The organism is Caulobacter vibrioides (genome assembly GCF_002310375.3).
GTDB classification, from domain to species: domain Bacteria; phylum Pseudomonadota; class Alphaproteobacteria; order Caulobacterales; family Caulobacteraceae; genus Caulobacter; species Caulobacter vibrioides_D.
The window spans coordinates 3,999,395-4,019,334 of sequence record NZ_CP023315.3; the positions used below are offsets into that span (position 1 = coordinate 3,999,395).

The 19,940-nt window shown below is 67.6% G+C and carries 17 protein-coding genes and 1 tRNA gene; 7 read left to right on the forward strand and 11 right to left on the reverse strand.

The window, feature by feature from the left end; genetic code table 11:
• Positions 1-1,161 (forward strand): AGE family epimerase/isomerase, encoded by a 1,161-nt coding sequence (locus tag CA606_RS19005; RefSeq protein WP_096053942.1) that lies wholly within the window; start codon positions 1-3, stop codon positions 1,159-1,161.
• Here the strand turns inward: CA606_RS19005 and CA606_RS19010 are convergent.
• Both CA606_RS19010 and CA606_RS19015 read right to left on the reverse strand, forming a co-directional pair.
• Positions 1,145-2,455, reverse strand: coding sequence for a mannose-1-phosphate guanylyltransferase/mannose-6-phosphate isomerase (locus tag CA606_RS19010; protein ID WP_096053111.1), 1,311 nt, complete (start codon positions 2,453-2,455; stop codon positions 1,145-1,147). The two genes, CA606_RS19005 and CA606_RS19010, sit on opposite strands and share 17 nt — an antisense overlap.
• A gap of 96 nt (positions 2,456-2,551) precedes the next feature.
• Entirely contained in the window at positions 2,552-4,588 is a 2,037-nt protein-coding gene (locus tag CA606_RS19015) for an NAD(+) synthase (RefSeq protein WP_096053110.1), read from the reverse strand.
• 198 nt (positions 4,589-4,786) lie between these two features.
• Here CA606_RS19015 and tkt point away from each other — a divergent pair, with 198 nt between their 5' ends.
• Positions 4,787-6,748, forward strand: a complete 1,962-nt coding sequence (gene tkt, locus CA606_RS19020) for a transketolase (protein WP_096053109.1) — start codon at positions 4,787-4,789, stop codon at positions 6,746-6,748.
• Between the two features lie 21 nt (positions 6,749-6,769).
• Here the strand turns inward: tkt and CA606_RS19025 are convergent, their stop codons facing one another.
• Positions 6,770-7,957 (reverse strand): carbohydrate porin, encoded by a 1,188-nt coding sequence (locus CA606_RS19025; RefSeq protein WP_096053108.1) that lies wholly within the window; start codon positions 7,955-7,957, stop codon positions 6,770-6,772.
• A 176-nt stretch (positions 7,958-8,133) separates the two neighbouring features.
• Positions 8,134-8,209: transfer RNA gene (locus tag CA606_RS19030), tRNA-Ala, on the reverse strand.
• 105 nt (positions 8,210-8,314) lie between these two features.
• On the opposite strand from CA606_RS19030, the gene CA606_RS19035 reads away from it, so the two are divergent.
• From CA606_RS19035 to CA606_RS19045, 3 genes are all read left to right on the forward strand, one after another.
• Positions 8,315-8,629, forward strand: coding sequence for a YggT family protein (locus CA606_RS19035; protein ID WP_096053107.1), 315 nt, complete (start codon positions 8,315-8,317; stop codon positions 8,627-8,629).
• A 4-nt stretch (positions 8,630-8,633) separates the two neighbouring features.
• The gene (locus tag CA606_RS19040) at positions 8,634-8,918 is read left to right on the forward strand and encodes a DUF167 domain-containing protein (protein ID WP_096053106.1); all 285 of its coding nucleotides are present in this window, start codon (positions 8,634-8,636) and stop codon (positions 8,916-8,918) included.
• A gap of 226 nt (positions 8,919-9,144) precedes the next feature.
• Positions 9,145-10,911 carry an ATP-binding protein gene (locus tag CA606_RS19045; RefSeq protein WP_096053105.1) on the forward strand — a complete coding sequence of 589 codons (1,767 nt, stop codon included), beginning with the start codon at positions 9,145-9,147 and terminating at the stop codon, positions 10,909-10,911.
• On the opposite strand, the gene CA606_RS19050 is transcribed toward CA606_RS19045, so the two are convergent.
• The 3 genes from CA606_RS19050 to CA606_RS19060 form a co-directional block, all read right to left on the reverse strand.
• On the reverse strand, positions 10,845-11,300 hold the full coding sequence (locus CA606_RS19050; RefSeq protein WP_096053104.1) for a very short patch repair endonuclease: 456 nt from the start codon (positions 11,298-11,300) through the stop codon (positions 10,845-10,847). The genes CA606_RS19045 and CA606_RS19050 overlap by 67 nt on opposite strands.
• A gap of 122 nt (positions 11,301-11,422) precedes the next feature.
• Positions 11,423-12,409, reverse strand: a complete 987-nt coding sequence (cysK, locus tag CA606_RS19055; protein ID WP_096053103.1) for a cysteine synthase A — start codon at positions 12,407-12,409, stop codon at positions 11,423-11,425.
• A gap of 68 nt (positions 12,410-12,477) precedes the next feature.
• The gene (locus CA606_RS19060; protein ID WP_096053102.1) at positions 12,478-13,602 is read right to left on the reverse strand and encodes a DNA cytosine methyltransferase; all 1,125 of its coding nucleotides are present in this window, start codon (positions 13,600-13,602) and stop codon (positions 12,478-12,480) included.
• 47 nt (positions 13,603-13,649) lie between these two features.
• On the opposite strand from CA606_RS19060, the gene CA606_RS19065 reads away from it, so the two are divergent.
• A complete protein-coding gene (locus CA606_RS19065; protein ID WP_096053101.1) occupies positions 13,650-14,084 on the forward strand; it encodes a COG3650 family protein in 435 nt (144 codons plus the stop codon).
• On the opposite strand, the gene CA606_RS19070 is transcribed toward CA606_RS19065, so the two are convergent.
• From CA606_RS19070 to purU, 3 genes are all read right to left on the reverse strand, one after another.
• Positions 14,081-15,358 carry a serine hydrolase domain-containing protein gene (locus tag CA606_RS19070; protein WP_181242691.1) on the reverse strand — a complete coding sequence of 426 codons (1,278 nt, stop codon included), beginning with the start codon at positions 15,356-15,358 and terminating at the stop codon, positions 14,081-14,083. The genes CA606_RS19065 and CA606_RS19070 overlap by 4 nt on opposite strands.
• An 83-nt stretch (positions 15,359-15,441) precedes the next feature.
• Positions 15,442-16,506 carry a dTDP-glucose 4,6-dehydratase gene (gene rfbB / locus CA606_RS19075; RefSeq protein WP_096053099.1) on the reverse strand — a complete coding sequence of 355 codons (1,065 nt, stop codon included), beginning with the start codon at positions 16,504-16,506 and terminating at the stop codon, positions 15,442-15,444.
• A 73-nt stretch (positions 16,507-16,579) separates the two neighbouring features.
• Positions 16,580-17,422 carry a formyltetrahydrofolate deformylase gene (gene purU / locus CA606_RS19080; protein ID WP_096053098.1) on the reverse strand — a complete coding sequence of 281 codons (843 nt, stop codon included), beginning with the start codon at positions 17,420-17,422 and terminating at the stop codon, positions 16,580-16,582.
• A gap of 176 nt (positions 17,423-17,598) precedes the next feature.
• Here purU and argE point away from each other — a divergent pair, with 176 nt between their 5' ends.
• Positions 17,599-18,774 carry an acetylornithine deacetylase gene (gene argE, locus CA606_RS19085; RefSeq protein ID WP_096053097.1) on the forward strand — a complete coding sequence of 392 codons (1,176 nt, stop codon included), beginning with the start codon at positions 17,599-17,601 and terminating at the stop codon, positions 18,772-18,774.
• A 137-nt stretch (positions 18,775-18,911) separates the two neighbouring features.
• On the opposite strand, the gene CA606_RS19090 is transcribed toward argE, so the two are convergent.
• Positions 18,912-19,937, reverse strand: coding sequence for a glycosyltransferase family 2 protein (locus CA606_RS19090; protein ID WP_096053096.1), 1,026 nt, complete (start codon positions 19,935-19,937; stop codon positions 18,912-18,914).
• Between the last annotated feature and the right edge of the window lie 3 nt (positions 19,938-19,940).

A 19,940-nucleotide genomic window follows, 5' to 3' on the forward strand; every position in this document is an offset into this window, starting at 1 on the left:
ATGACCAACGCCCTCGCCGACGCCGCCCGCCTCCGTGACCGACTGAAGACCTGGGCGGTCGAGGCGGCCTATCCGATCTGGTGGGAGGTTGGCGCCGACCATGCGAAAGGCGGCTTCTTCGAGAAGATCGATCTCGATGGCCAAGCCGTCGAGGGCCCGCGTCGTGGTCGGGTTCTGCCCCGCCAGATCTACGCCTATGCGATCGCGGGCGAACTGGGCTGGCGCGGACCCTGGCGCGGCGCCGTCGAGCACGGCCTGGCCTTCTATCTGTCGGCCTACCGCCGGCCCGACGGCCAGTTCCGCACCCTGGTGGGGCCCAGCGGCGAGAGCCTGGACGACACCGCCGACCTCTACGATCAAGCCTTCGCGATCTTCGCCCTAGCGGCGGTGGCCAAGGCGCTTCCGGATCGCGCCGAGGAAGCGCGGACGCTGGCCGTCCAGGTTCGCGAGCGCCTGATCGCCGAGCGAAAGCATCCACTGGCGGGCTTCCACCAGTCCAACCCGCCGACCGCCCCGCTACAGTCCAACCCGCATATGCACCTGTTCGAGGCCGTGCTGGCCTGGAACGCGATCGATCCCGATCCGACCTGGCGCGCCCTGGCCGACGAGATCGCCGAGTTGGCCCTGGCCAAGTTCGTCCATGCCGAAACGGGCATGGTCCGCGAGTTCTTCGACCTCGACTGGAACCCTGCGCCGGGCGTCGAGGGCCGCATCTGCGAGCCGGGGCATCAGTTCGAATGGGGCTGGCTGCTGCTGCGCTGGGGCCAACTGGCCGGACGCGCCGACGCCACGGCCGCCGCGCTGAACATGATCGATGGTGGCGAGACGCGCGGCGTCGATCTGGCGCGCGGCGTCGCCATCAACGCCCTGCTGGATGATTACGGGATTCACGACGACGGAGCCCGTCTCTGGCCGCAGACCGAGCGGATCAAGGCGGCGGTTCTGGCGGCGGAGATCACCGGCGACCCCAAGTACTGGGAGATGGCCGCCGAGGGCGCCCTGGGCTTGCTGACCTATCTGCGCACACCGGTTCCAGGCCTGTGGCGGGACAAATACCTGCCCGACGAGAGTTTTGTCGAAGAACCTGCGCCAGCCAGCTCTTTCTATCACATCGCCCTGGCGATCCTGGAGATGGACCGGGTGATCAACGCGGCTTCGTGACCAGCAGGGTCGCGGCGCCGATCGCCCGGGCCAGGACCGCGGCTTCCAGCGGGATGATCGCACCCGCCGTGTAGAGGTCGCCGTCCATCTCGATGACGCCCTCGAGAAGCTGCACGGTGGATACGGGCAGGGCCAAGGTCTCTCCCGCCGGCGCGCGGCGCAGTTCGACATCGAAGCCGTCCGTCGAGACCAGGGTTTCGGTCCCGTTCGGCGAGGCGCTCTTGCGCGAGGCGATCGAGCGGCCCTTGGCCTTTAGGCCATCGACCAGGGTCTTCACCGCCTGGCTGTCCTTGCGATGGCAGACGAGCACGGCGTCCGGCTCAACCACGACGACGATGTCGTTGACCCCGATCACGCCGACATAGGGGCCCGTCGAGCGCACCAGAACATTGGACGATCCGTGCAGGTCAACATCGCCCGCCTGGGCGTTGCCGTCGCCGTCGCGCGTGGAAGCTTCCCAGATCGCGTCCCAAGCCCCGAGGTCCGACCACGCAAACGCCGCAGGGGCGACCGCAGCTTTCTGAGTGCGCTCCATGATCGCGTAGTCGAGCGAGATCTTCTTGGCCTGGGCGAAGGCGTCGCGATCCAGGCGGCCGATACCGGCCTCAAGCTCCAGACCCGCCACGCAGGCTTTGGCGGCGGCCGCGACCGTGGGTTCAAAGGCCTCGAACTCGCCCAGCAAGGTCGCCGCCTGGAACGCGAAGTTGCCGCTGTTCCAGAGATAACCCTCCAGAAGATAGCGCTCGGCGGTCGCCTGATCGGGCTTCTCGACGAAGGCCGCGACCTCGCGAACCGAACCATCCAGCAAAGGCGCGCCGGGACGGATATAGCCAAAACCGGTCGCCGGGACCGTCGGTTGAACCCCGAACGTGACGATATAGCCCTCCTCGGCGGCCTTGGCGGCGGTGAGCGCGGCCTGTTGGAAGATATCGGGCTGGGCGATGTGGTGGTCGGCGGCGAGCATCAGAATGACGCCTTCCGGATCCTGCGCTTCGACATAGGCGGCGGCCGCGGCCACGGCCGGCGCGCTGTCACGCGCCTCGGGCTCGACCAGAATCGTCGCCCAGGCGCCGATCTCGGCGGTTTGCTCGGCGACGAACTCGACCATCGCTTCGCCGGTGACCACGATCACCTCGGCCACGCCTGGGATGTCCTTCACCCGCAGGACCGTTTCCTGAAATGAAGAACGATCCCCGACCAGTTTGAGGAATTGCTTGGGCTGGTCGCTACGCGACGCGGGCCAGAGGCGGGTGCCCGAGCCCCCACACAAGATCACTGGATAGATCGCGGCCAAGTGTTGTCCCCACGCGATGGTCGTCTTCGCCCCCTTGAGGGGGTGCTCTTGCGACGACGGCTTAAAGGCAAACTCGGCGGTAACGAAGAGTTTTCCTCAGATCGCCACGTTGGCGTGCAGCTCGGCGAGCCAAGCCTCGGCGGTCACATCCGACGGCATCCGCCAGTCGCCACGGGGGGACAAGGCGCCGCCTGAAGAGATCTTCGGCCCGTTGGGCACGGCCGAGCGCTTGAACTGGTTGGCGAAAAACCGCTTCAGGAACAGCTCCAGCCAGCGCTTGATCTCTGGCAGGTCATAGGCGCGGCGGGCGTTGTCGGGCAGGCCGACCGGCCAGCCGCCCTGGTCGGCGTCATGCCAGGCGCTCCAGGCCAGGAAGGCGATCTTGGACGGCGCCATGCCATAGCGGGTCATGTAGTAGAGATTGAAGTCCTGCAGGGCGTACGGGCCGACGAAGCTCTCGGTCGCCTGAACCGCCTCGCCGGGCACCAGCTCCGGCGAGATCTCGGTCGCGAGGATGTCTTCCAGCAGAGCCGTGGTCTCGGCGTCGACGTCACCCGAATGGGCCACGAAGCGGATCAGGTGCTGGATCAGCGTCTTGGCCGCGCCGCAGTTGGGATTGTAATGGCTCATATGGTCGCCGACGCCATAGGTGCACCAGCCCAGCGCCAGCTCGGATAGATCGCCCGTGCCGACGACGAGCGCGGCGTTGTGGTTGGCCAGACGGAACAGATAGTCGGTGCGAAGGCCCGCCTGGACGTTCTCGAAGGTCACGTCATAGACCGCCTCGCCCCGTCCGAACGGGTGATCCAGGTCCTTCAGCATCTGGGTGGCCGCAGGGCGGATATCGAGTTCGGCGGCGGTGACGCCCATCGCCCTCATCAGCGCCCAGGCGTTGGACTTGGTGCGGTCCGAGGTCGCGAAGCCTGGCAGGGTGTACGCCAGGATATTGGTGCGCGGCAGGCCCAGCTGATCCATGGCCTTGGCGGCGACCAGCAAGGCCTGGGTCGAGTCGAGCCCGCCCGAGATTCCGATCACCAGCGCCTTCAGGCCCGAGGCCTCCAGCCGACGCGCCAGGCCCTGGACCTGGATGTTGTAGGCCTCGTAGCAATTCTCGCGCAGCTTGGCCGGATCCGACGGCGTGAACGGGAACCGTTCGATCGGGCGCGCCAGCGCCAGGTCGCCCTCGGGCGCGTCAAAGGCGAACGGGACGATCTGGAACGGGGTCGAGGGCGGCGTCAGGGCCATGGCGTCGCCAAAGCTGCCGACGCGCATCCGCTCCTGCCGAATGCGCTGGACATCCACATCGGCGAAGGTCCAGGCCGGGCCCGTCGAAAACCGCGGGGTCTCGGCGAGCAGCGCGCCCATCTCGTGAATATCGACATGGCCGTCCCAGGCCAGGTCGGTCGAGCTCTCGCCCGCGCCGGCCGCCGAGTAGACATAGGCCGCGATCATCCGCGACGACTGGCTGGCGCAAAGCAGACGCCGCGTTTCGGACTTGCCGATGGTGATATTGCTGGCCGACAGGTTCAGCAGGATCTCGGCCCCTGCCAAGGCCTGGGCGGTGCTGGGCGGGGTCGGGGTCCAGACGTCCTCGCAGATCTCCACGCCCACCGTGAACGGCGCGACGCCCTCGCCCCGGAACAGAATGTCGGTCCCGAAGGGAACGACCTGGCCCGCCAGGGTCAATGTCTTGCCCGTCACGCCCGCGCCCGGCGTGAACCAGCGACGCTCGTAGAACTCGCGATAGTTGGGCAGGAAGCTCTTGGGGACCACGCCCAGCACCTTGCCGCCCTGGATGACGATCGCGGTATTGTAAAGACGGCCGCCGTCGCGCAGCGGGCCTCCGACCACGATCATCGGCGCCAGGCCTGCGCTGGCCTCGGTCAGGGTGGCGATCGCGGCCTCGACCGCGTCCAGCAACGCCTCTTGCTGCAGAAGGTCGTCGATCGTGTAGCCGGTCAGGCCCAGTTCCGGGAACACGACCACCGCCACGCCCGCCGCATGGGCCTCGCGCGCCAGAGCCAGGATAGCCTGGGCGTTGGCGGCCGGATCCGCCAGCTTCACCTTCGGGACGGCGGTCGCGACACGCACAAAGCCGTGGCGATAGGGCGAGAAGAACGACGGACTACCCAAGGGATCGACCTTTCCGGGTTATGCTTAAATTGAGCATAAGTCTGGCTCCAGCTATAACGCTTGCGGACGATGTTGCAAAGCGTCCACGGCAGACGTCCCGTACCGTCTTAGCGGCCTGGCGCGGGTTGACCCTTCCGGGTTCCCATGCGACTGCGCCCCTCGCGCAGCCCCGCAAAACATAGACAAGACGGAACTTCCATGCCCGTTTCGCCCATCAAGATGGCCGACGCGATCCGCGTCCTTTCCATGGACGCCGTGCACAAGGCCAAGTCGGGACACCAAGGCATGCCGATGGGCATGGCCGATGTGGCGACGGTGCTGTGGGGCAAGTTCCTGAAGTTTGACGCCAGCAAGCCCGACTGGGCGGACCGCGACCGGTTCGTGCTGTCGGCCGGCCACGGCTCGATGCTGCTCTATTCGCTCCTGCATCTGACCGGCTTCAAGGCCGTGACGATGAAGGAGATCGAGAACTTCCGTCAGTGGGGCTCGCTGACCCCCGGTCACCCCGAAGTGCATCACACCCCCGGCGTCGAGACCACGACCGGCCCGCTGGGCCAGGGCCTGGCCACCGCCGTCGGCATGGCCATGGCCGAGGCGCATCTGGCCGCCCGCTACGGCGCGGACCTCGTCGACCACCGCACCTGGGTGATCGCCGGCGACGGCTGCCTGATGGAAGGCGTCAGCCATGAGGCGATCAGCATCGCCGGCCGCCTGAAGCTCTCCAAGCTGACGGTCCTCTTCGACGACAACAACACCACCATCGACGGCGAGGCGACGATCGCCGAGACCGGCGATCAGGTGATGCGCTTCAAAGCGGCCGGCTGGGCGGTCAAGGTCGTCGACGGCCACGACCATGGCAAGATCGCTGCGGCCCTGCGCTGGGCCACCAAGCAGGACCGCCCGACCATGATCGCGTGCAAGACGCTGATCTCGAAGGGCGCGGGCCCGAAGGAAGGCGACCCCCATAGCCACGGCTACACCCTGTTCGACAACGAGATCGCCGCCTCGCGCGTGGCCATGGGCTGGGACGCTGCGCCCTTCACCGTGCCCGATGACATCGCCAAGGCGTGGAAGAGCGTCGGCCGTCGCGGCGCCAAGGTCCGCAAGGCCTGGGAAGCCAAGCTGGCCGCAGCACCCAAGGGCGCCGACTTCACCCGCGCCATGAAGGGCGAGCTGCCGGCGAGCGCCTTCGAGGCGCTGGACGCCCACATCGCCAAGGCCCTGGAGACCAAGCCGGTCAACGCCACCCGCGTCCACTCCGGCTCGGCCCTGGATCACCTGATCCCGGCGATCCCCGAGATGATCGGCGGCTCGGCCGACCTGACCGGCTCGAACAACACCCTGGTCAAGGGCATGGGCGCTTTCGACGCGCCCGGCTACGAAGGCCGCTACGTCCACTACGGCGTGCGTGAGTTCGGCATGGCCGCAGCCATGAACGGCATGGCCCTGCACGGCGGGATCATCCCCTATTCGGGCACCTTCCTGGCCTTCGCCGACTATAGCCGCGCGGCCATCCGCCTGGGCGCCCTGATGGAGGCCCGCGTCATCCACGTGATGACCCACGACTCCATCGGTCTGGGCGAAGACGGCCCGACGCACCAGCCGGTCGAGCACGTGGCCAGCTTGCGCGCCATCCCCAACCTGCTGGTCTTCCGCCCGGCCGACGCGGTCGAGGCCGCTGAATGCTGGAAGGCGGCGCTGCAGCACCAACGCACGCCGTCGGTGATGACCCTGTCGCGCCAGAAGACCCCGCACGTCCGCACCCAGGGCGGCGACCTATCGGCCAAGGGCGCCTATGAGCTCCTGCCGGCCGAAGGTGGCGAGGCCCAGGTCACGATCTTCGCCTCGGGCACAGAGGTCGGCGTCGCCGTCGCCGCGCGCGACATCCTGCAGGCCAAGGGTAAGCCGACCCGCGTGGTCTCCACGCCCTGCTGGGAGCTGTTCGACCAGCAGCCGGCCGCCTACCAGGCCGCCGTCATCGGCAAGGCCCCTGTGCGCGTCGCCGTCGAGGCCGGGATCAAGATGGGCTGGGAGCGCTTCATCGGCGAGAACGGCAAGTTCGTCGGCATGAAGAGCTTCGGCGCTTCGGCCCCGTTCGAGCGCCTCTACAAGGAATTCGGCATCACCGCCGAGGCCGTCGCAGACGCCGCCAGCGCTTGAGGTTCTGCGCGGGGTGGGAGGCTAGAACTCCACCCCGACGCGCACGATGAAGACCAAGGCGTCTTTCACGGTGCGGTCCGCGCCCGGGCGTCGCACATATTGCAGGTCTGGCTGGATGGTCACCGGTCCGATCCTGTCGGAATAGGTCACCTCGATCGCGCTCTCGGTGCGCTCGAGGGGCTGCCCCGCATCCCAAGCATTGTCGCGGTGTTTGCGGGATAGGAACGCCTGGTTGACGCCCAGCGAGAACGCGCTGTCAGGCCGCCCCGCGAAAACCCGCTCAATCAGCACGCCCGCCTGCCACCCGCCCTTGAAGGCGGTGGTGTCGCCGTCGGAGACCCCGATGCGCGCAAACGCCGTTGTCTTGCGGACCGAGTCGTCGTCGCCATTGACGGTGCGTTCCAGAAGGAGGTAGGCCCCCTTCGCCGTGGCCTGAGCCGGATCGCCCGAAGGGCTCAAGGTCCTCAGGTCCTCCTGCTGGTCGCTGTAGCGCCAGGTTCCGACAGCGACCTTGCCACGTCCCGTCCAGCCCGCCTCGGCGATCGCCAGGACGCCATGCTCGAAGGACGTGCTGACGCCGCCGGGATCGCCCAGCACCCCCGCATTGGCGTTCAGGACGGCGGCTTGAGCGTAGAGGTGCTCACTGGGCGTCCAGCGCAAACGCACGGCCAGGGCGGTGGAGGGAAAGATCGACGGCCCGTTCGGCCCCGTGGCGGCCAGTTCGGAGCCGATGCCGAAGGCGGGAGCCAGGAGCAGGCCAGCGCTTTCGTTGGCGTAAAACTCGCTATTGAGGTCGTAGAGGCCGGCGCGGACCGAACCCTGGTCGCCAAAGCCCTGCTCGACCCAGGCCTCGAAAAGGCGCAGGCGGTGACGCGAGACCTCGATGTTGTCCACGCCCTGCAAGCTGCCGACGTCGTCGTTCGGCGTCGCGCCGCTGTTGTTCAAAAGCTGAAAATGGGCGCTCGCGCCCTTCCAGCCGACGGCCTGGTCCAGATCGACGTCCGCAAAGACCTGCAGATTGTCCAGAACGCGACCGCGCTTGGCCAGCCCGCCGCTAAGCGTCGCTGCGACATCGGCCTTGTAGGCGAGGCTGAGCTGAATCGCCGGATCGCCCTGCGCTGCGGCGGGGCTGGTCGCCAGGACGGCGCTGGCCAAACCCATGCAAACCAGCAGCCTTCGAAAGCCGCGCTTCGTCTTGGCCTTGCGCATCTACGCCCCCCGGCGATTGATCGAACCGGGGCGATCTTGCGGGCAAGACGGCGCCGTTCCGTAAATCTGGGCTGTGGCGCGTCGTCGCAGGGTTAACGCGACGATAGGCAAGAAAATGCAAAACCGGCCCCAAGCTGGAACCCGATCGGACATTCAAAATGGCTTTGGAAGGTCCTTGGTGGAGCCGAGGGGAATCGAACCCCTGACCTCCTCATTGCGAACGAGGCGCTCTACCATCTGAGCTACGGCCCCAAGGAGCGGCGGAGATACGGCCCCAAAGCGCGCTCGTCAAGCGGCTCCTTGCTTGCCAGCGCGCGCTTGGCGCGGCAAGAAGCGGAAAGTCCGGACGGGAAACCCATGACCGCCATTATTCAATTCGTTTTCTTCATCCTCGGCGGCCTGCTCAGCCTTCTGTGGTGGGCGATCGTCATCTCGGCGATCCTGAGCTGGCTGGTGGCGTTCGACGTGATCAACCGCCGTAACACCGCCGTGTACCAGGTGCTGGATTTCCTCGACCGGGTGACCGGCCCTGTCCTGCGCCCGTTCCAGCGCTTGATCCCTTCGCTGGGCGGCGTCGACATCAGTCCGATCATTGTCCTGCTGATCATCTCGGGCGTGCAGAACTATCTGTTGCCGGCGCTACGAGGCACGCTGATCGCCCTCCTCGGCTGACGCCGTGGCGGTCACGCTCGTTGTGCGCCTGACCCCACGCGGCGGGCGCGACGCCGCCGAGGGTTGGGCGCGCGACCCTGACGGCCGCCCCTATCTGAAAGTGCGGGTGGCCAGCCCGCCAGTCGAGGGCGCGGCGAACGCCGCCTTGATCGGCTTCCTCGCCAAGGCCTTGAAGGTTCCTCGCTCGGCCGTTCGGCTGGCGGCGGGCGACACCTCGCGGCTGAAACGGCTCGAACTGGACGGCTTGGATTCCACCGATCTGGCGCGCGTTTTCGGAGCGCCGCCCTAGACAGTCCTTCGCTCGGGCTTCCCCTGCATCTGGCGAATAGCGCTCCGGTTGGAATTTTATTCCACACTTCCACCCATGATGGCGCATCGACGCAAAAATCATCCCGCGAGCGCCGACGGCCGCAAGCCATTGACGAAACGATGATCTTTCATTTCCTCTTAGCCCCGCGCGACTAGGGTGGTCGGGCGAGGGATTGCGATACGATCGCCCGGGGGACAGAGCGCCGATGAGCGCTTCGACAAAGGATACCGACGTGGCACGCGCCGTCGCCTCGCGACGCGCCAACACATACCTGCGCCTTGGCACGACCCTGGCGATCTGCGTGATCCTGGACCGCTTCACCGGCATGCGCTGGATCTGGATTTGGGGGGCGCTCTACACGGCGATCCAGCTGCTGGAAACCTGGCTGGCGATCCGAATCATCAAGCAGGGACGGAGCGATAACGGCCCCTGGCCACGCCTGTCGGTTATGGCCCTCCCCTTCCTCACCTCCGCCGCCTTCGGGTTCTTGGCGATCCCGTTGTTCGCGTCCGATGCGCGCTTCGCGCCGACCCTTGGCGGCATGCTGCTGGCCGGGGCGCTGATGAACGTGGTCATCGTCAACGGCAGCCTGCGCTCGGCGACCATCGCCGCGGCGGCGCCGCACATCTTCTATCTCCTGATCATCCCGATCATCGCCAGGCAGGCCAATCCCGACGCGCCGCTCGCCAGCGCCCTGTGGTTCGGCGCTCTTCTCCTGATCGCAGCGGTGGCGGTCGCCGCGCGCACGCTCCGCGCCGCGCTGAAGGCCGAGGCGGACGCCAAGACCGAGGCCGAGCGTCGGCGCCACGAGGCCGAAGAAGCGGTCGCGGCCAAATCAGCCTTCGTGGCCATGATCAGTCACGAACTTCGGACGCCGATCAGCGCCATCCTCGCGGGCGCCGCCCGCCTGCACAGCGAAGTCCCCGAGGCCAGTTCCAAGGTCCACGCCCAGCTGATCGCTGACGCCGGCGGGTTGATGCGCACGCTTCTGAACGACCTTCTGGACTTCTCGCGGCTCGAAGCGGGCCGAATGTCCGTGGAGAAGGCGCCGTTCAACCTTCGTCAGAGCCTGTCGGACACGCTGCGCCTGTGGCGGCCGGAACTGGCCCGCGAGGGGCTGAAGCTTCGCGTGATCGGAGCCTCGGCGATCCCCCAATGGGTGATCGGCGACGCCATGCGCCTGAAGCAGGTGCTGAACAACCTGCTCTCCAACGCGGCCAAGTTCACCTCGCGCGGCGGGGTGTCGGTCACCTTGGCGACCGAGACGGTCGGCGACCAGGTTCGTCTGCTGATCGAAGTGGTCGACACGGGCCCGGGCATTCCCGAGGAAGCGCTTCCGCGCCTGTTCACGCCCTTCGACCAGTTGAACGCATCGGTGGTTCGCCAGCACGGCGGATCGGGTCTTGGCCTGGCCATCAGCCGAGAGCTGGCGCGCCTGATGGGCGGCGACCTGGTCGCGGCCAACGGGCGGAGCCAGGGCGCGTGCTTTCGCCTGTCCGTGCTGCTGGAGGCCACCGAGGCCCCTGACGTCCCGATCCCTGGCCCGTCGATCAGCGGTCTCCAGGTCCTGGTCGTTGACGACCACGTGGTGAACCGGCGCGCCATCGAACTGGTCCTGCAGCCCTTCGGCGTGGAAGCCACCCTCGCCGAGTCGGGTGAGGAAGCCCTCGAGCTTCTCGGCTCGGAGGTCTTCGACGCCATCCTGATGGACGTTTATATGCCGGGCATGGACGGCCGCGAGACGACCCGTGCGCTCCGCGCCGGCGCCGGGCCCAATCGCGATGCGCCAGTCATCGCGGTGACCGCCTCGGCCACGATCAAGGACTGGGAGGCCTGCGCGGCGGCCGGCATGAACGCGCATGTCGCCAAGCCCATCGATCCGACCGAACTGTTCTCGGCGCTCGCTCAGGTCATGGCGGCGCGCAGCGACGTCGGACCGATCGGATCTGAGGTCGTCGCGAGCAGCGCCTGAAGCCGAGCCCTCAGGGCCGCTTCGTCCTTGAAGTCACACTCCCAGACGATCTCGGCCCGCCAGCCGGCCTGCGTCAGCGCCGCCAGGGCGCGCTGATCCCGCGCGATGTTTCGGGCGACCTTGGCCAGCCAGTATTCGCGGTTCGCCTTGGGTATGCGCGCGCCCCGGGCGCAGTCATGGCCGTGCCAGAAGCAGCCGTGGACGAAGAAGACAAGCCTGCGCCCCGGCATGACCACATCCGGCGAACCCGGCAGGTCCTTGCGGTGCAGACGATAGCGGGCGCCCAGCCCCGTCAGCAGTCGACGCAGTCGAAGCTCAGGCCCGGTGTCCTGGCTGCGCACGCGCGCCATGACGGCCGAGCGCTTGGCCTTGTCGTAGACGTCGGTCACAGCGCCCGGCCGCGCGGGGGCTTAGAACTCACGACCTGACTGCGTCAGGCCGTGAGTTCTAGTCCTTTGTTTTGGGTCATTTTTCTTCACGCGAACCGGGGCCACTTCGCTCGAAAAATGCTCTAGAGGCCGTCGAACAGGGCCGTCGACAGGTAGCGCTCGGCGAAGCTGGGGATGATCACGACGATCGTCTTGCCCTTGTAGGCGTCGCGCAGGGCCAGATCGAAGGCCGCCGTCAGGGCCGCGCCCGAGCTGATGCCCACGGGAAGCCCTTCGGTGGCCGCCGCGCGGCGGGCCATGGCGAAGGCGTCGTCATTGCTGACCTGGACGATGTCGTCGATCACGCCGCGATCCAGGACGCCGGGCACAAAGCCCGCGCCGATCCCCTGGATCTTGTGCGGACCCGGCGCGCCGCCCGACAGCACCGGAGAAGCCTCGGGCTCGACCGCGACCATTTTCAGCGAGGGCTTACGGGCCTTCAGCGCCTGGCCAACGCCCGTGATGGTGCCGCCGGTCCCGACGCCAGAGACCACCGCGTCGACGGCGCCGGCGGTGTCATTCCAGATTTCCTCGGCGGTCGAGACCCTATGGATCAGCGGGTTGGCGCTGTTCTCGAACTGTTGCGGCATCACCGCGCCGGGGGTCGCATCGATCAGCTCCTGGGCCCGGGTGACCGCGCCGCGCATGCCCTTCTCGGCCGGAGTCAGTTCCAGCTTGGCGCCCAGCAGCAGCAACATCTTGCGGCGCTCGATCGACATGCTCTCGGGCATGACCAGGGTGAGCTTGTAGCCCTTGGCCGCCGCCACGAAGGCCAGGGCGATGCCGGTGTTGCCCGAGGTCGGCTCGATGATCGTCGCGCCCGGCTTCAAGACGCCCTGGGCCTCCAGCGACTCGATCATCGAGACGCCGATCCGGTCTTTCACCGAAGAGATCGGGTTGAAGAACTCAAGCTTGGCCAACACCTCGGCCTTGGGATTGAGTTCGGCCGTTAGGCGGGGCAGGCGCACCAGCGGCGTGTCGCCGATCGTATCGATGATCGAGTCATAGATCTTGCCACGGCCAGCGCGCTTGAAGCGGGCGGCGTCATAGAGGGAGGAAGCGTCGTCCATCGGAACACCCTGGGGCCTGTTGCGGAAAGGGCGGCACCCTAGACCCGCCCCCGGCCGCTGTCAGGGGGTCATTCGGCGGCGAGGTTTGCAGTTTTGCTATCAACGAGCGGGGCTAGAAGCGTTTCCGCCAGCCAGCGCACGACGGGGACGGCGACGCCATCGCCCATGACTTGCAAACCTGCGGTCTGCGATTTGGGTAGATGATAGCTGTCAGGCAGACCCATCAGGCGCGCGGCCTCGCGGGGCGAGATCAGGCGCGAGCGAACTTCGCCCTCGTCGATCACCAGCAAGGTCTGGCGCGAGGAGCCGCCGCGCGGTGTGCGCAGGCATCCGGCCAGACCATCGAACCGCACCTCGGCGCGTTGCTCGCCGCCGCGCATGCGCCGGAAGACCGCGCCCACGGCCCGCTCGCGCCCGACCCGGCGCGCCTCGACGGCGGCGCGATGCGATGGCGCCATCAGCGCCAGCAGGGCTGCAGTGCGTTCCGGCGGGTTCCAGACAACCCTGTCGTCGGGCTCCAGCATCGAAGCGAGGTCTGTGTTGCGCGCGGGCGGCGACGGCGCGCCCCACCAGACCCATCCCGCCTGCAGATCGGCCGGCAGACGCGCGGCCGCCTCACGAACGGCCCGCGTCTGGAAGACGCTGGAACCGACGAGGTCGCCCGGCGCATTCCGCGTGGCGACTACAAACACCCGGGGCCGCGACTGAGGCACGAACGCCCCGGCGTCGATCTCCAGCGCGCCGAACCGATAGCCTTCCTCATGCAGGGCGCGGCACAGCGCGGTGAAGTCGGCGCCGCCGTGCGAGGTCAGAAGGCCGACCACGTTCTCGATCACGATGACGGACGGCGCGCGCCCCTGCGCCGAGAGCGCCCGCATCAAGCTCCAGAAGCCGAAGAAAGCCGAAGAGCGCCCCCCCGCCAGACCCGCCCTCGCGCCCGCCAGACTGAAGTCCTGGCAAGGGCTGGAGGCCCAGGCGAGGTCGGCGGGGGGCAAATGCTCAGCGCTCAGGGCGAAGACGTCGCCTTCCTGGAAGTGTTCGCCGGCGTCCGCGAAATTGGCGCGATAGGTCGCCGCCTTGACTGGATCGAAGTCGTTGGCGAAGGCGCATGACCAATCGGCGCCCAGGCCGAGGCGGGCCATGCCGCCACCGGCGAAGAACTCCAGAAAGCGCCGTTGACCGTTCCGATTCATCGTCGGCGAGTCTAGCCTCAAGCGACCTTTCGGGGATAGCCAGAGACATGCGCCACGCTCTCTTGATCGCCGCCGCCCTGATGCTCGCCGCCTGCGGGGCCCCGATGGGCTCCTCCGAGGAGGCGCCGCCGCCGGCCGACGCGCCGGTGACGGTCGGCCCTGACTATTCCGGCGACTTTGACGCGCTCGGAACCGAGCCGTTCTGGGCCGTGAAGGTGCGGGCCGAGAGCGTCACCCTGACACGTCCGGACGCGCCGGAGGTCACCACCGCCAACCCCGGCGTCCGCGCGGACGGCGAGCAGGGGGTCTGGGACGGCACGGCGGGCGAGCAGCGTCTGGTCTTGCGCCTGACGCCCGGCGAATGCTCGGACGGGATGTCGGACCGCCGCTACGGCTACGCCGCCGAGGTCTGGATCGACGGCGAGACCCTGCGGGGCTGCGCGGCCAAGACCGCCGCCCTGGCCGCTCAGCCCAGGCCCTAGTCGCCTTTGGGACCCAGATAGTCGGCGCCATAGACCGCCGCGCGAAAATCGCTGTGCAAGGTCCCGTCAAAGGGCAGGGTCTGCACGAAAAACACCGCCGTCAGCTGATTGGCCGGATCGACCCAGAACACCGTGCTGGCCATGCCGTCCCAGAAGTACTCGCCCACCGCGCCGCGATTCTCCTGCGGGCTTTGAGGCTGGCTGTTGCGAACGGCCACATCGAAGCCGAAGCCGACCGCTCCCTTGCCCGGCAGCCAGCTTCGCGCCGTCACCCGGGGGTCGAGATGATCCGAGGCCATCAATCGCACGGTCGAAGGCTTGAGAATTCGCACGCCGTCCAGAGCGCCTTGCCCCAGCAGCATTCGGGAAAAGCGGGCGTAGTCGTCGATCGAGGCCACCAACCCCGCCCCGCCCATGGTCAGGCGACGGCTGGGGTCGAAATTCATCCGCCGGGTGACGACATCGTCCTGGCGCGCCAGCTTGCCGTCCGCGCCCCTCTGATAGGTCGCCGCCAACACGACGAAGGCGGCCTCGGGCTGGGTCCAGGCGGTCGTCTTCATGCCGAGCGGCGCAAGGATGTTGGTCTTGACGTAGGTCTCGAACGGCTGGCCTGACAGCCTTTCCACCAGCAGGGCCTGGACGTCGACGGCGGCGCTGTAGCTCCATCGCTCGCCAGGATCGTACAGCAGCGGCGCGGTCGCCAGGCGGCGGCCGAATTCGGCAAGGTCGTTGTTCAGGTTCAGCGGATCCGCCGCGCGGAAAGCCGCATCGGCGGGGCCCTCGCCCCAGCCGTACGAAAACCCCGCTGTATGACGCAGCACATCGCGGATCAGGATCGGCCGGGCCGCCGGCCGCACGCCGCCCTGACCGTCCGACACCTTCATGTCGGCGAATTCCGGGAGATAGCGGGCCAGCGGATCATCCAGGCCGAACTTGCCCTGCTCCCAAAGCTGCATCAGGGCCACGCCCGTGACGGGCTTGGTCATCGAGAAGATCTGAACCAGGGTGTCGCGGCCCATGGGCTTGCCAGCCTCGCGGTCGGCCATCCCGGCGACGCCGAAATAGCGCTCCTGGCCGCCTTGCCAGACCAGCGCCGAGACCCCGACGGCGCGACCGCTGTCGACCATGGCCTTCAGCGCCGCATTGATCCTGGCCTTGTCGATCTTGACGCTCGCCGACGCCTCGGCGGCCCGAGCGGGCGCGGCGATCGTCGGCGCGGCCTGCGCGCAAAGCAGCAACGCCGCGACGGCGGCGAGAACGAACTTCCTGGACACGCGGCCCTCCCACGAGGCTCTTATGACAACGTTGGACTGTCGCCGAGCGCGCGGCGCTTTGCCAGCGCGATGTGGTCTTGAGCCTACTTCGACAGGCCCAGGCGCTGGCCCGCATAACGTTCGCGCAGCGGCGCCCACCAGGCCTCGTTGTCGAGGTACCACTGGATGGTCTTGCGCAGGCCCGTGTCGAACGTCTCCTGCGCCTTCCAGCCGAGCTCGGTCTCCAGCTTGGTGGCGTCGATGGCGTAGCGGGCGTCGTGGCCCGGCCGATCGGCGACGAAGGTGATCAGATCGCGGCGGCTCTGGCCGGGGATCGGGCGCAGCTCATCGAGGATGTCGCAGATCGCCTCGACCACCTGAAGATTGGTCCGCTCGTTGCGGCCGCCGACATTGTAGCTCTCGCCCGGGACGCCCTGGGTGGCGATCAGGTGCAGAGCGCGGGCGTGATCCTCGACGTGCAGCCAGTCGCGGACATTGTCGCCCTTGCCATAGACCGGCAGCGGCTTGCCTTCGAGCGCGTTCAGCGTGACCAGCGGGATCAGCTTCTCGGGGAAGTGATAGGGCCCGTAGTTGTTCGAGCAGTTGGAGACCACGACCGGCAGGCCATAGGTGTGATGCCAGGCCCGCGCCAGGTGGTCCGACGAGGCCTTCGACGCCGAATAGGGCGAGCGCGGATCATAGGGCGTGGTCTCGCTGAACAGCCCTTCGGCGCCCAGGCTGCCGAACACCTCGTCGGTCGAGATGTGGTGGAAGCGGAAACGGTCCTTCGCCTCGCCTTCCAAACCGCGCCAGTGCTCAAGCGCGGCCTGCAGCATCACATAGGCGCCGACGATGTTGGTCTGGATGAAGTCGCCCGGACCGGTGATCGAGCGATCGACATGGCTCTCGGCGGCCAGATGCATCACGACGTCGGGTCGGAACGCCTTGATCGTCGCCGAAACCAGCGCCGCATCGGCGACATCGCCCTGCACGAACTGGTAGTCGGCCTTGCCTTCCAGCATGGCCAGGCTGGCCTGCGAGGCGGCATAGGTCAGCTTGTCGTAGTTGAGGATCGCGACATTGTTCTGGCCAGCCAGATGACGGCACACGGCCGAGCCGATGAACCCCGACCCGCCGGTCACCATCACGCGAAGATTTTGCTGCGACATGCGCTGGACGGCTCTTGCCCTTGGAAGAGCAAGCCCCGTATCCAGTTTTTAGTGTACGCGCAACTCCAGCCGCCTAATCGGTGAACACCACGGTCTTGCGGCCGTTGAGCAGCACCCGGTCCTCCAGGCGGTAACGCAGGGCCCGGGCCAGCACCCGGCGCTCGATGTCGCGGCCCTTGCGAACGAGGTCCTCGGGCGTGTCGCGATGGCTGATGCGCTCGACGTCCTGCTCGATGATCGGGCCTTCATCGAGGTCGCCGGTCACATAGTGCGCCGAAGCGCCGATCAGCTTCACGCCGCGCGCATGGGCCTGGTGGTAGGGCTTGGCGCCCTTGAAGCCCGGCAGGAATGAGTGGTGGATGTTGATGCAGCGGCCCTGCAGCTTCGCCGACAGGCCGTCGGACAGCACCTGCATGTAGCGGGCGAGGACGACGATGTCGGTTTTCGTCTCCTGGATCAGCTTCCAGAGCTCGGCTTCCTGCTCGAACTTGGTCTCCTTGGTCACCGGCAGGTGATGGAAATCCAGACCCGACAGATCGACGTGGGCGTAGGTTTCGGCCGGGTGGTTGGAGACCACGCCGGTGATGTCCATCGGCAGCTCGCCGATGCGCCAGCGATAGACGAGATCGGCCAGGCAGTGGTCGAACTTGCTGGCCAACAGCAGCACGCGGTAGCGGTCGGTGCGGTTGCGCAGCGTCCACTTCATCTTGAAGCCGTCGGCGAGTGCGCCGAAGTCGCCGCGCAGGGCCTCCCGGTCCGCGCCGTCGGCGTCGAAGACCACGCGCATGAAGAACTGACCGGTCTCCTGGTCATCGAACTGCTGCGCATCGAGAATGTTGCAGCCGCGCTCGAACAGGAAGGCGGAGACCTTGGCGACAATGCCGCGCTGGTCGGGACAGGAAAGGGTCAGGATCATGGTCCGCTCCCTCTAGAGAAGCCGGCGCGCAAAGAAAAGCGCCTCATCGCGGCGGACGAGCATGAAGTCACCCAGCCGGCGGCGGCCTGGTCGCTCCAAGGGCATGTCCTTGCGACGCCCGGCCCTGAGGGACGCCGGGGTGGTCGATCCCGTGCAAATGGGTCTAGGCTCCTGTCATGGTCGCCTCCTCCGAAGCCCTGTCCGCCCGCGCCATCGACATCCTGGCCAAGCTGGTGGCGTTCGACACCACCTCGCGCCGCTCGAACCTCGCGCTGATCGAATGGGTCGAGCAATATCTGGCCGAGCTGAACGTCCCGACCCGTCGCGTGCCGAACGCGGAGGGGACGAAATCAAACCTGATGGCGATGATCGGACCGGCCGTGGAGGGCGGGGTCGTGCTGTCGGGCCATACCGACGTGGTGCCGGTCGACGGCCAGCCCTGGTCCACCGATCCCTGGGTGCTCACCGAGCGTGACGGTCGGCTCTACGGACGCGGAACCTGCGACATGAAGGGGTTCCTGGCCCTGGCGTTGGCCGCAGCGCCAGATCTCGCCAAGGCCGACCTGCGCAAGCCCGTGCACCTGGCGTTCTCGTATGACGAAGAGGTCGGCTGCCTGGGCGCGCCCGACATGATCGACGTGATCGCCCGCGAGGTCCCCCGCCCCGCCTTGGTGGTGGTGGGCGAGCCCACCGACATGGTGGCGGTACGCGCCCACAAGGGCATCGCCAGCTTCAAGGTCACGGTCACCGGCCGCGAGGCCCATTCCAGCCTGACCCATCTGGGGGTCTCGGCCAACATGGTCGCGATCAAGCTGATGGCCATGCTGGTCGGTCTCTCCGAAAAGCTCGAGCGCGAAGCCGACCCGAACTCGCCGTTCACGCCCAAGGGCGCGACCCTGACGATCGGTCAGGTCAACGGCGGCACGGCGGTCAATATCCTGGCGCGCGAATGCGTGTTCATCTTCGACCTGCGCACGCCCGCCGGCATGGATCCGGTCGCGCTCCTGTCGGACTTCTTCGCCATGGCGTCGGCCCTGGACGCCGAGATCAAGGCCAAGGCGCCCGAGGGCGGCGTCAAGGTCGAGCGGCGCTCACTGACCCCGGCCTTCGCGCCGGAAGAGGACGGCGTCGCCGAGGCCTTCGCCCGCAAGCTGGCCGGCGACAACGGTCCGGCGCGCGTCGTGCCCTACGCGGCCGAGGCGGGCCAGTTCCAGGGCGCGGGTTTCTCGACCGTGATCTGCGGTCCCGGCTCGATCGACCAGGCCCACCAGCCCAACGAGTATGTCGAGATCAGCCAGATGCAGCGCGGGGCGGCGTTCATGAGGCGGTTGGTCGAGGATCTTTCCACCTAACGCCGTTTCCCCGGCGAAGGCCGGGATCCAGATGGAAGAGCGCTGGGGATGACGCGAGGAACTCAGCACGCTTCCCGCCGGACCAGGTGCTCCGGCATCTGGATTCCGGCATTCGCCGGGAAGGTCGGGAGGAGGTTTTACGCGCCCCGCCACTTCCGGATCACGAACCGGCGGCCGATGAACGCCGCCGGATCAAGCGACATCACCCGCAGGATCGCGCCCGGCGAGACCTTGCGCTGGGCCTGGATCGCCCGACGATCCGCCATCACCTGGTCGAGATCCTCGCGTTTGAGCGCCGCCCGGATGCCCCGGATCGCCGGCGCGACATCGCCCCGCCGCCAGTGCAGCAGCAGAAGACCGGCCGTCACCGCCACGTGCAGCGGCAGCGTCACCGGCAACAGCCAGCCGGGCGTGTTCTTCAGGAAGGTCCAGACCCGGTTGCGAGAACCGTGGAAGATCGAGAAATCCGACCGAACCCCGGTGCTGGCCGAGCCGACATGGGCGACCTTGGCCTTGGGCAGCAGCAGCGTCGGCTGGCCATAGAGCCGTAGGCGGTAGCCGAGATCGACGTCCTCGCAGTAGCAGAAGTAGCGCTCGTCAAAGCCGCCGACCGCCAGGAAGAGGTCCCGATCGATCAGCATCGCCGCGCCGCAGGCCGAGAACACCTCGCCCTCGGGTAAGACCGCCGGCGGCTTGCGGCCATACCCGCCGCGAAACGGTATGCCCGCGCTGGTGACATTGTCGCCGGCGCCGTCCAGCAAGCCTGGGCGGTCGGCGGACAGCTGCAGGGAGGCGAAGCTTTTCACGGTCGGGTGGCGCGCCGCGCCCGCCATCAGCTCTTCCAGCCAGTCGGGTTCGGCATAGGCGTCAGGATTGAGCAGCACCAGCCACCGGCCCTTGGCGCGCCGGGCGGCCAGGTTGTTGCCGGCGGCGAAGCCGAGATTGGCGCCCGCCTCGACGAAATCGACCCAAGGATGGGCCTTGGCGGCGGCCTGGGGCGCGCCGTCGCTCGAGGCGTTGTCGATCAGGATCGTCTCGAAGTCGCGGAACGTCTGCGCCGCCAGCCTGGCCAGGCAAGGCTCCAGCGTTGGCCCGCTCTGGTAGGAGACGATGACCACCGTTACCGCTGGGCCGGTCTTGTGTTCGGTCGTTTCAGACGGCATCGG

Bases quoted from the DNA above. Each gene is read 5' to 3' on its own strand.
- CA606_RS19005 (WP_096053942.1), top strand. From the start codon at position 1: ATGACCAACGCCCTCGCCGACGCCGCCCGCCTCCGTGACCGACTGAAG.
- tkt (WP_096053109.1), top strand. From the start codon at position 4,787: ATGCCCGTTTCGCCCATCAAGATGGCCGACGCGATCCGCGTCCTTTCC.
- CA606_RS19025 (WP_096053108.1), bottom strand. From the start codon at position 7,957: ATGCGCAAGGCCAAGACGAAGCGCGGCTTTCGAAGGCTGCTGGTTTGC.
- CA606_RS19035 (WP_096053107.1), top strand. From the start codon at position 8,315: ATGACCGCCATTATTCAATTCGTTTTCTTCATCCTCGGCGGCCTGCTC.
- CA606_RS19045 (WP_096053105.1), top strand. From the start codon at position 9,145: ATGAGCGCTTCGACAAAGGATACCGACGTGGCACGCGCCGTCGCCTCG.
- cysK (WP_096053103.1), bottom strand. From the start codon at position 12,409: ATGGACGACGCTTCCTCCCTCTATGACGCCGCCCGCTTCAAGCGCGCT.
- CA606_RS19060 (WP_096053102.1), bottom strand. From the start codon at position 13,602: ATGAATCGGAACGGTCAACGGCGCTTTCTGGAGTTCTTCGCCGGTGGC.
- CA606_RS19065 (WP_096053101.1), top strand. From the start codon at position 13,650: ATGCGCCACGCTCTCTTGATCGCCGCCGCCCTGATGCTCGCCGCCTGC.
- rfbB (WP_096053099.1), bottom strand. From the start codon at position 16,506: ATGTCGCAGCAAAATCTTCGCGTGATGGTGACCGGCGGGTCGGGGTTC.
- purU (WP_096053098.1), bottom strand. From the start codon at position 17,422: ATGATCCTGACCCTTTCCTGTCCCGACCAGCGCGGCATTGTCGCCAAG.
- argE (WP_096053097.1), top strand. From the start codon at position 17,599: ATGGTCGCCTCCTCCGAAGCCCTGTCCGCCCGCGCCATCGACATCCTG.
- CA606_RS19090 (WP_096053096.1), bottom strand. From the start codon at position 19,937: ATGCCGTCTGAAACGACCGAACACAAGACCGGCCCAGCGGTAACGGTG.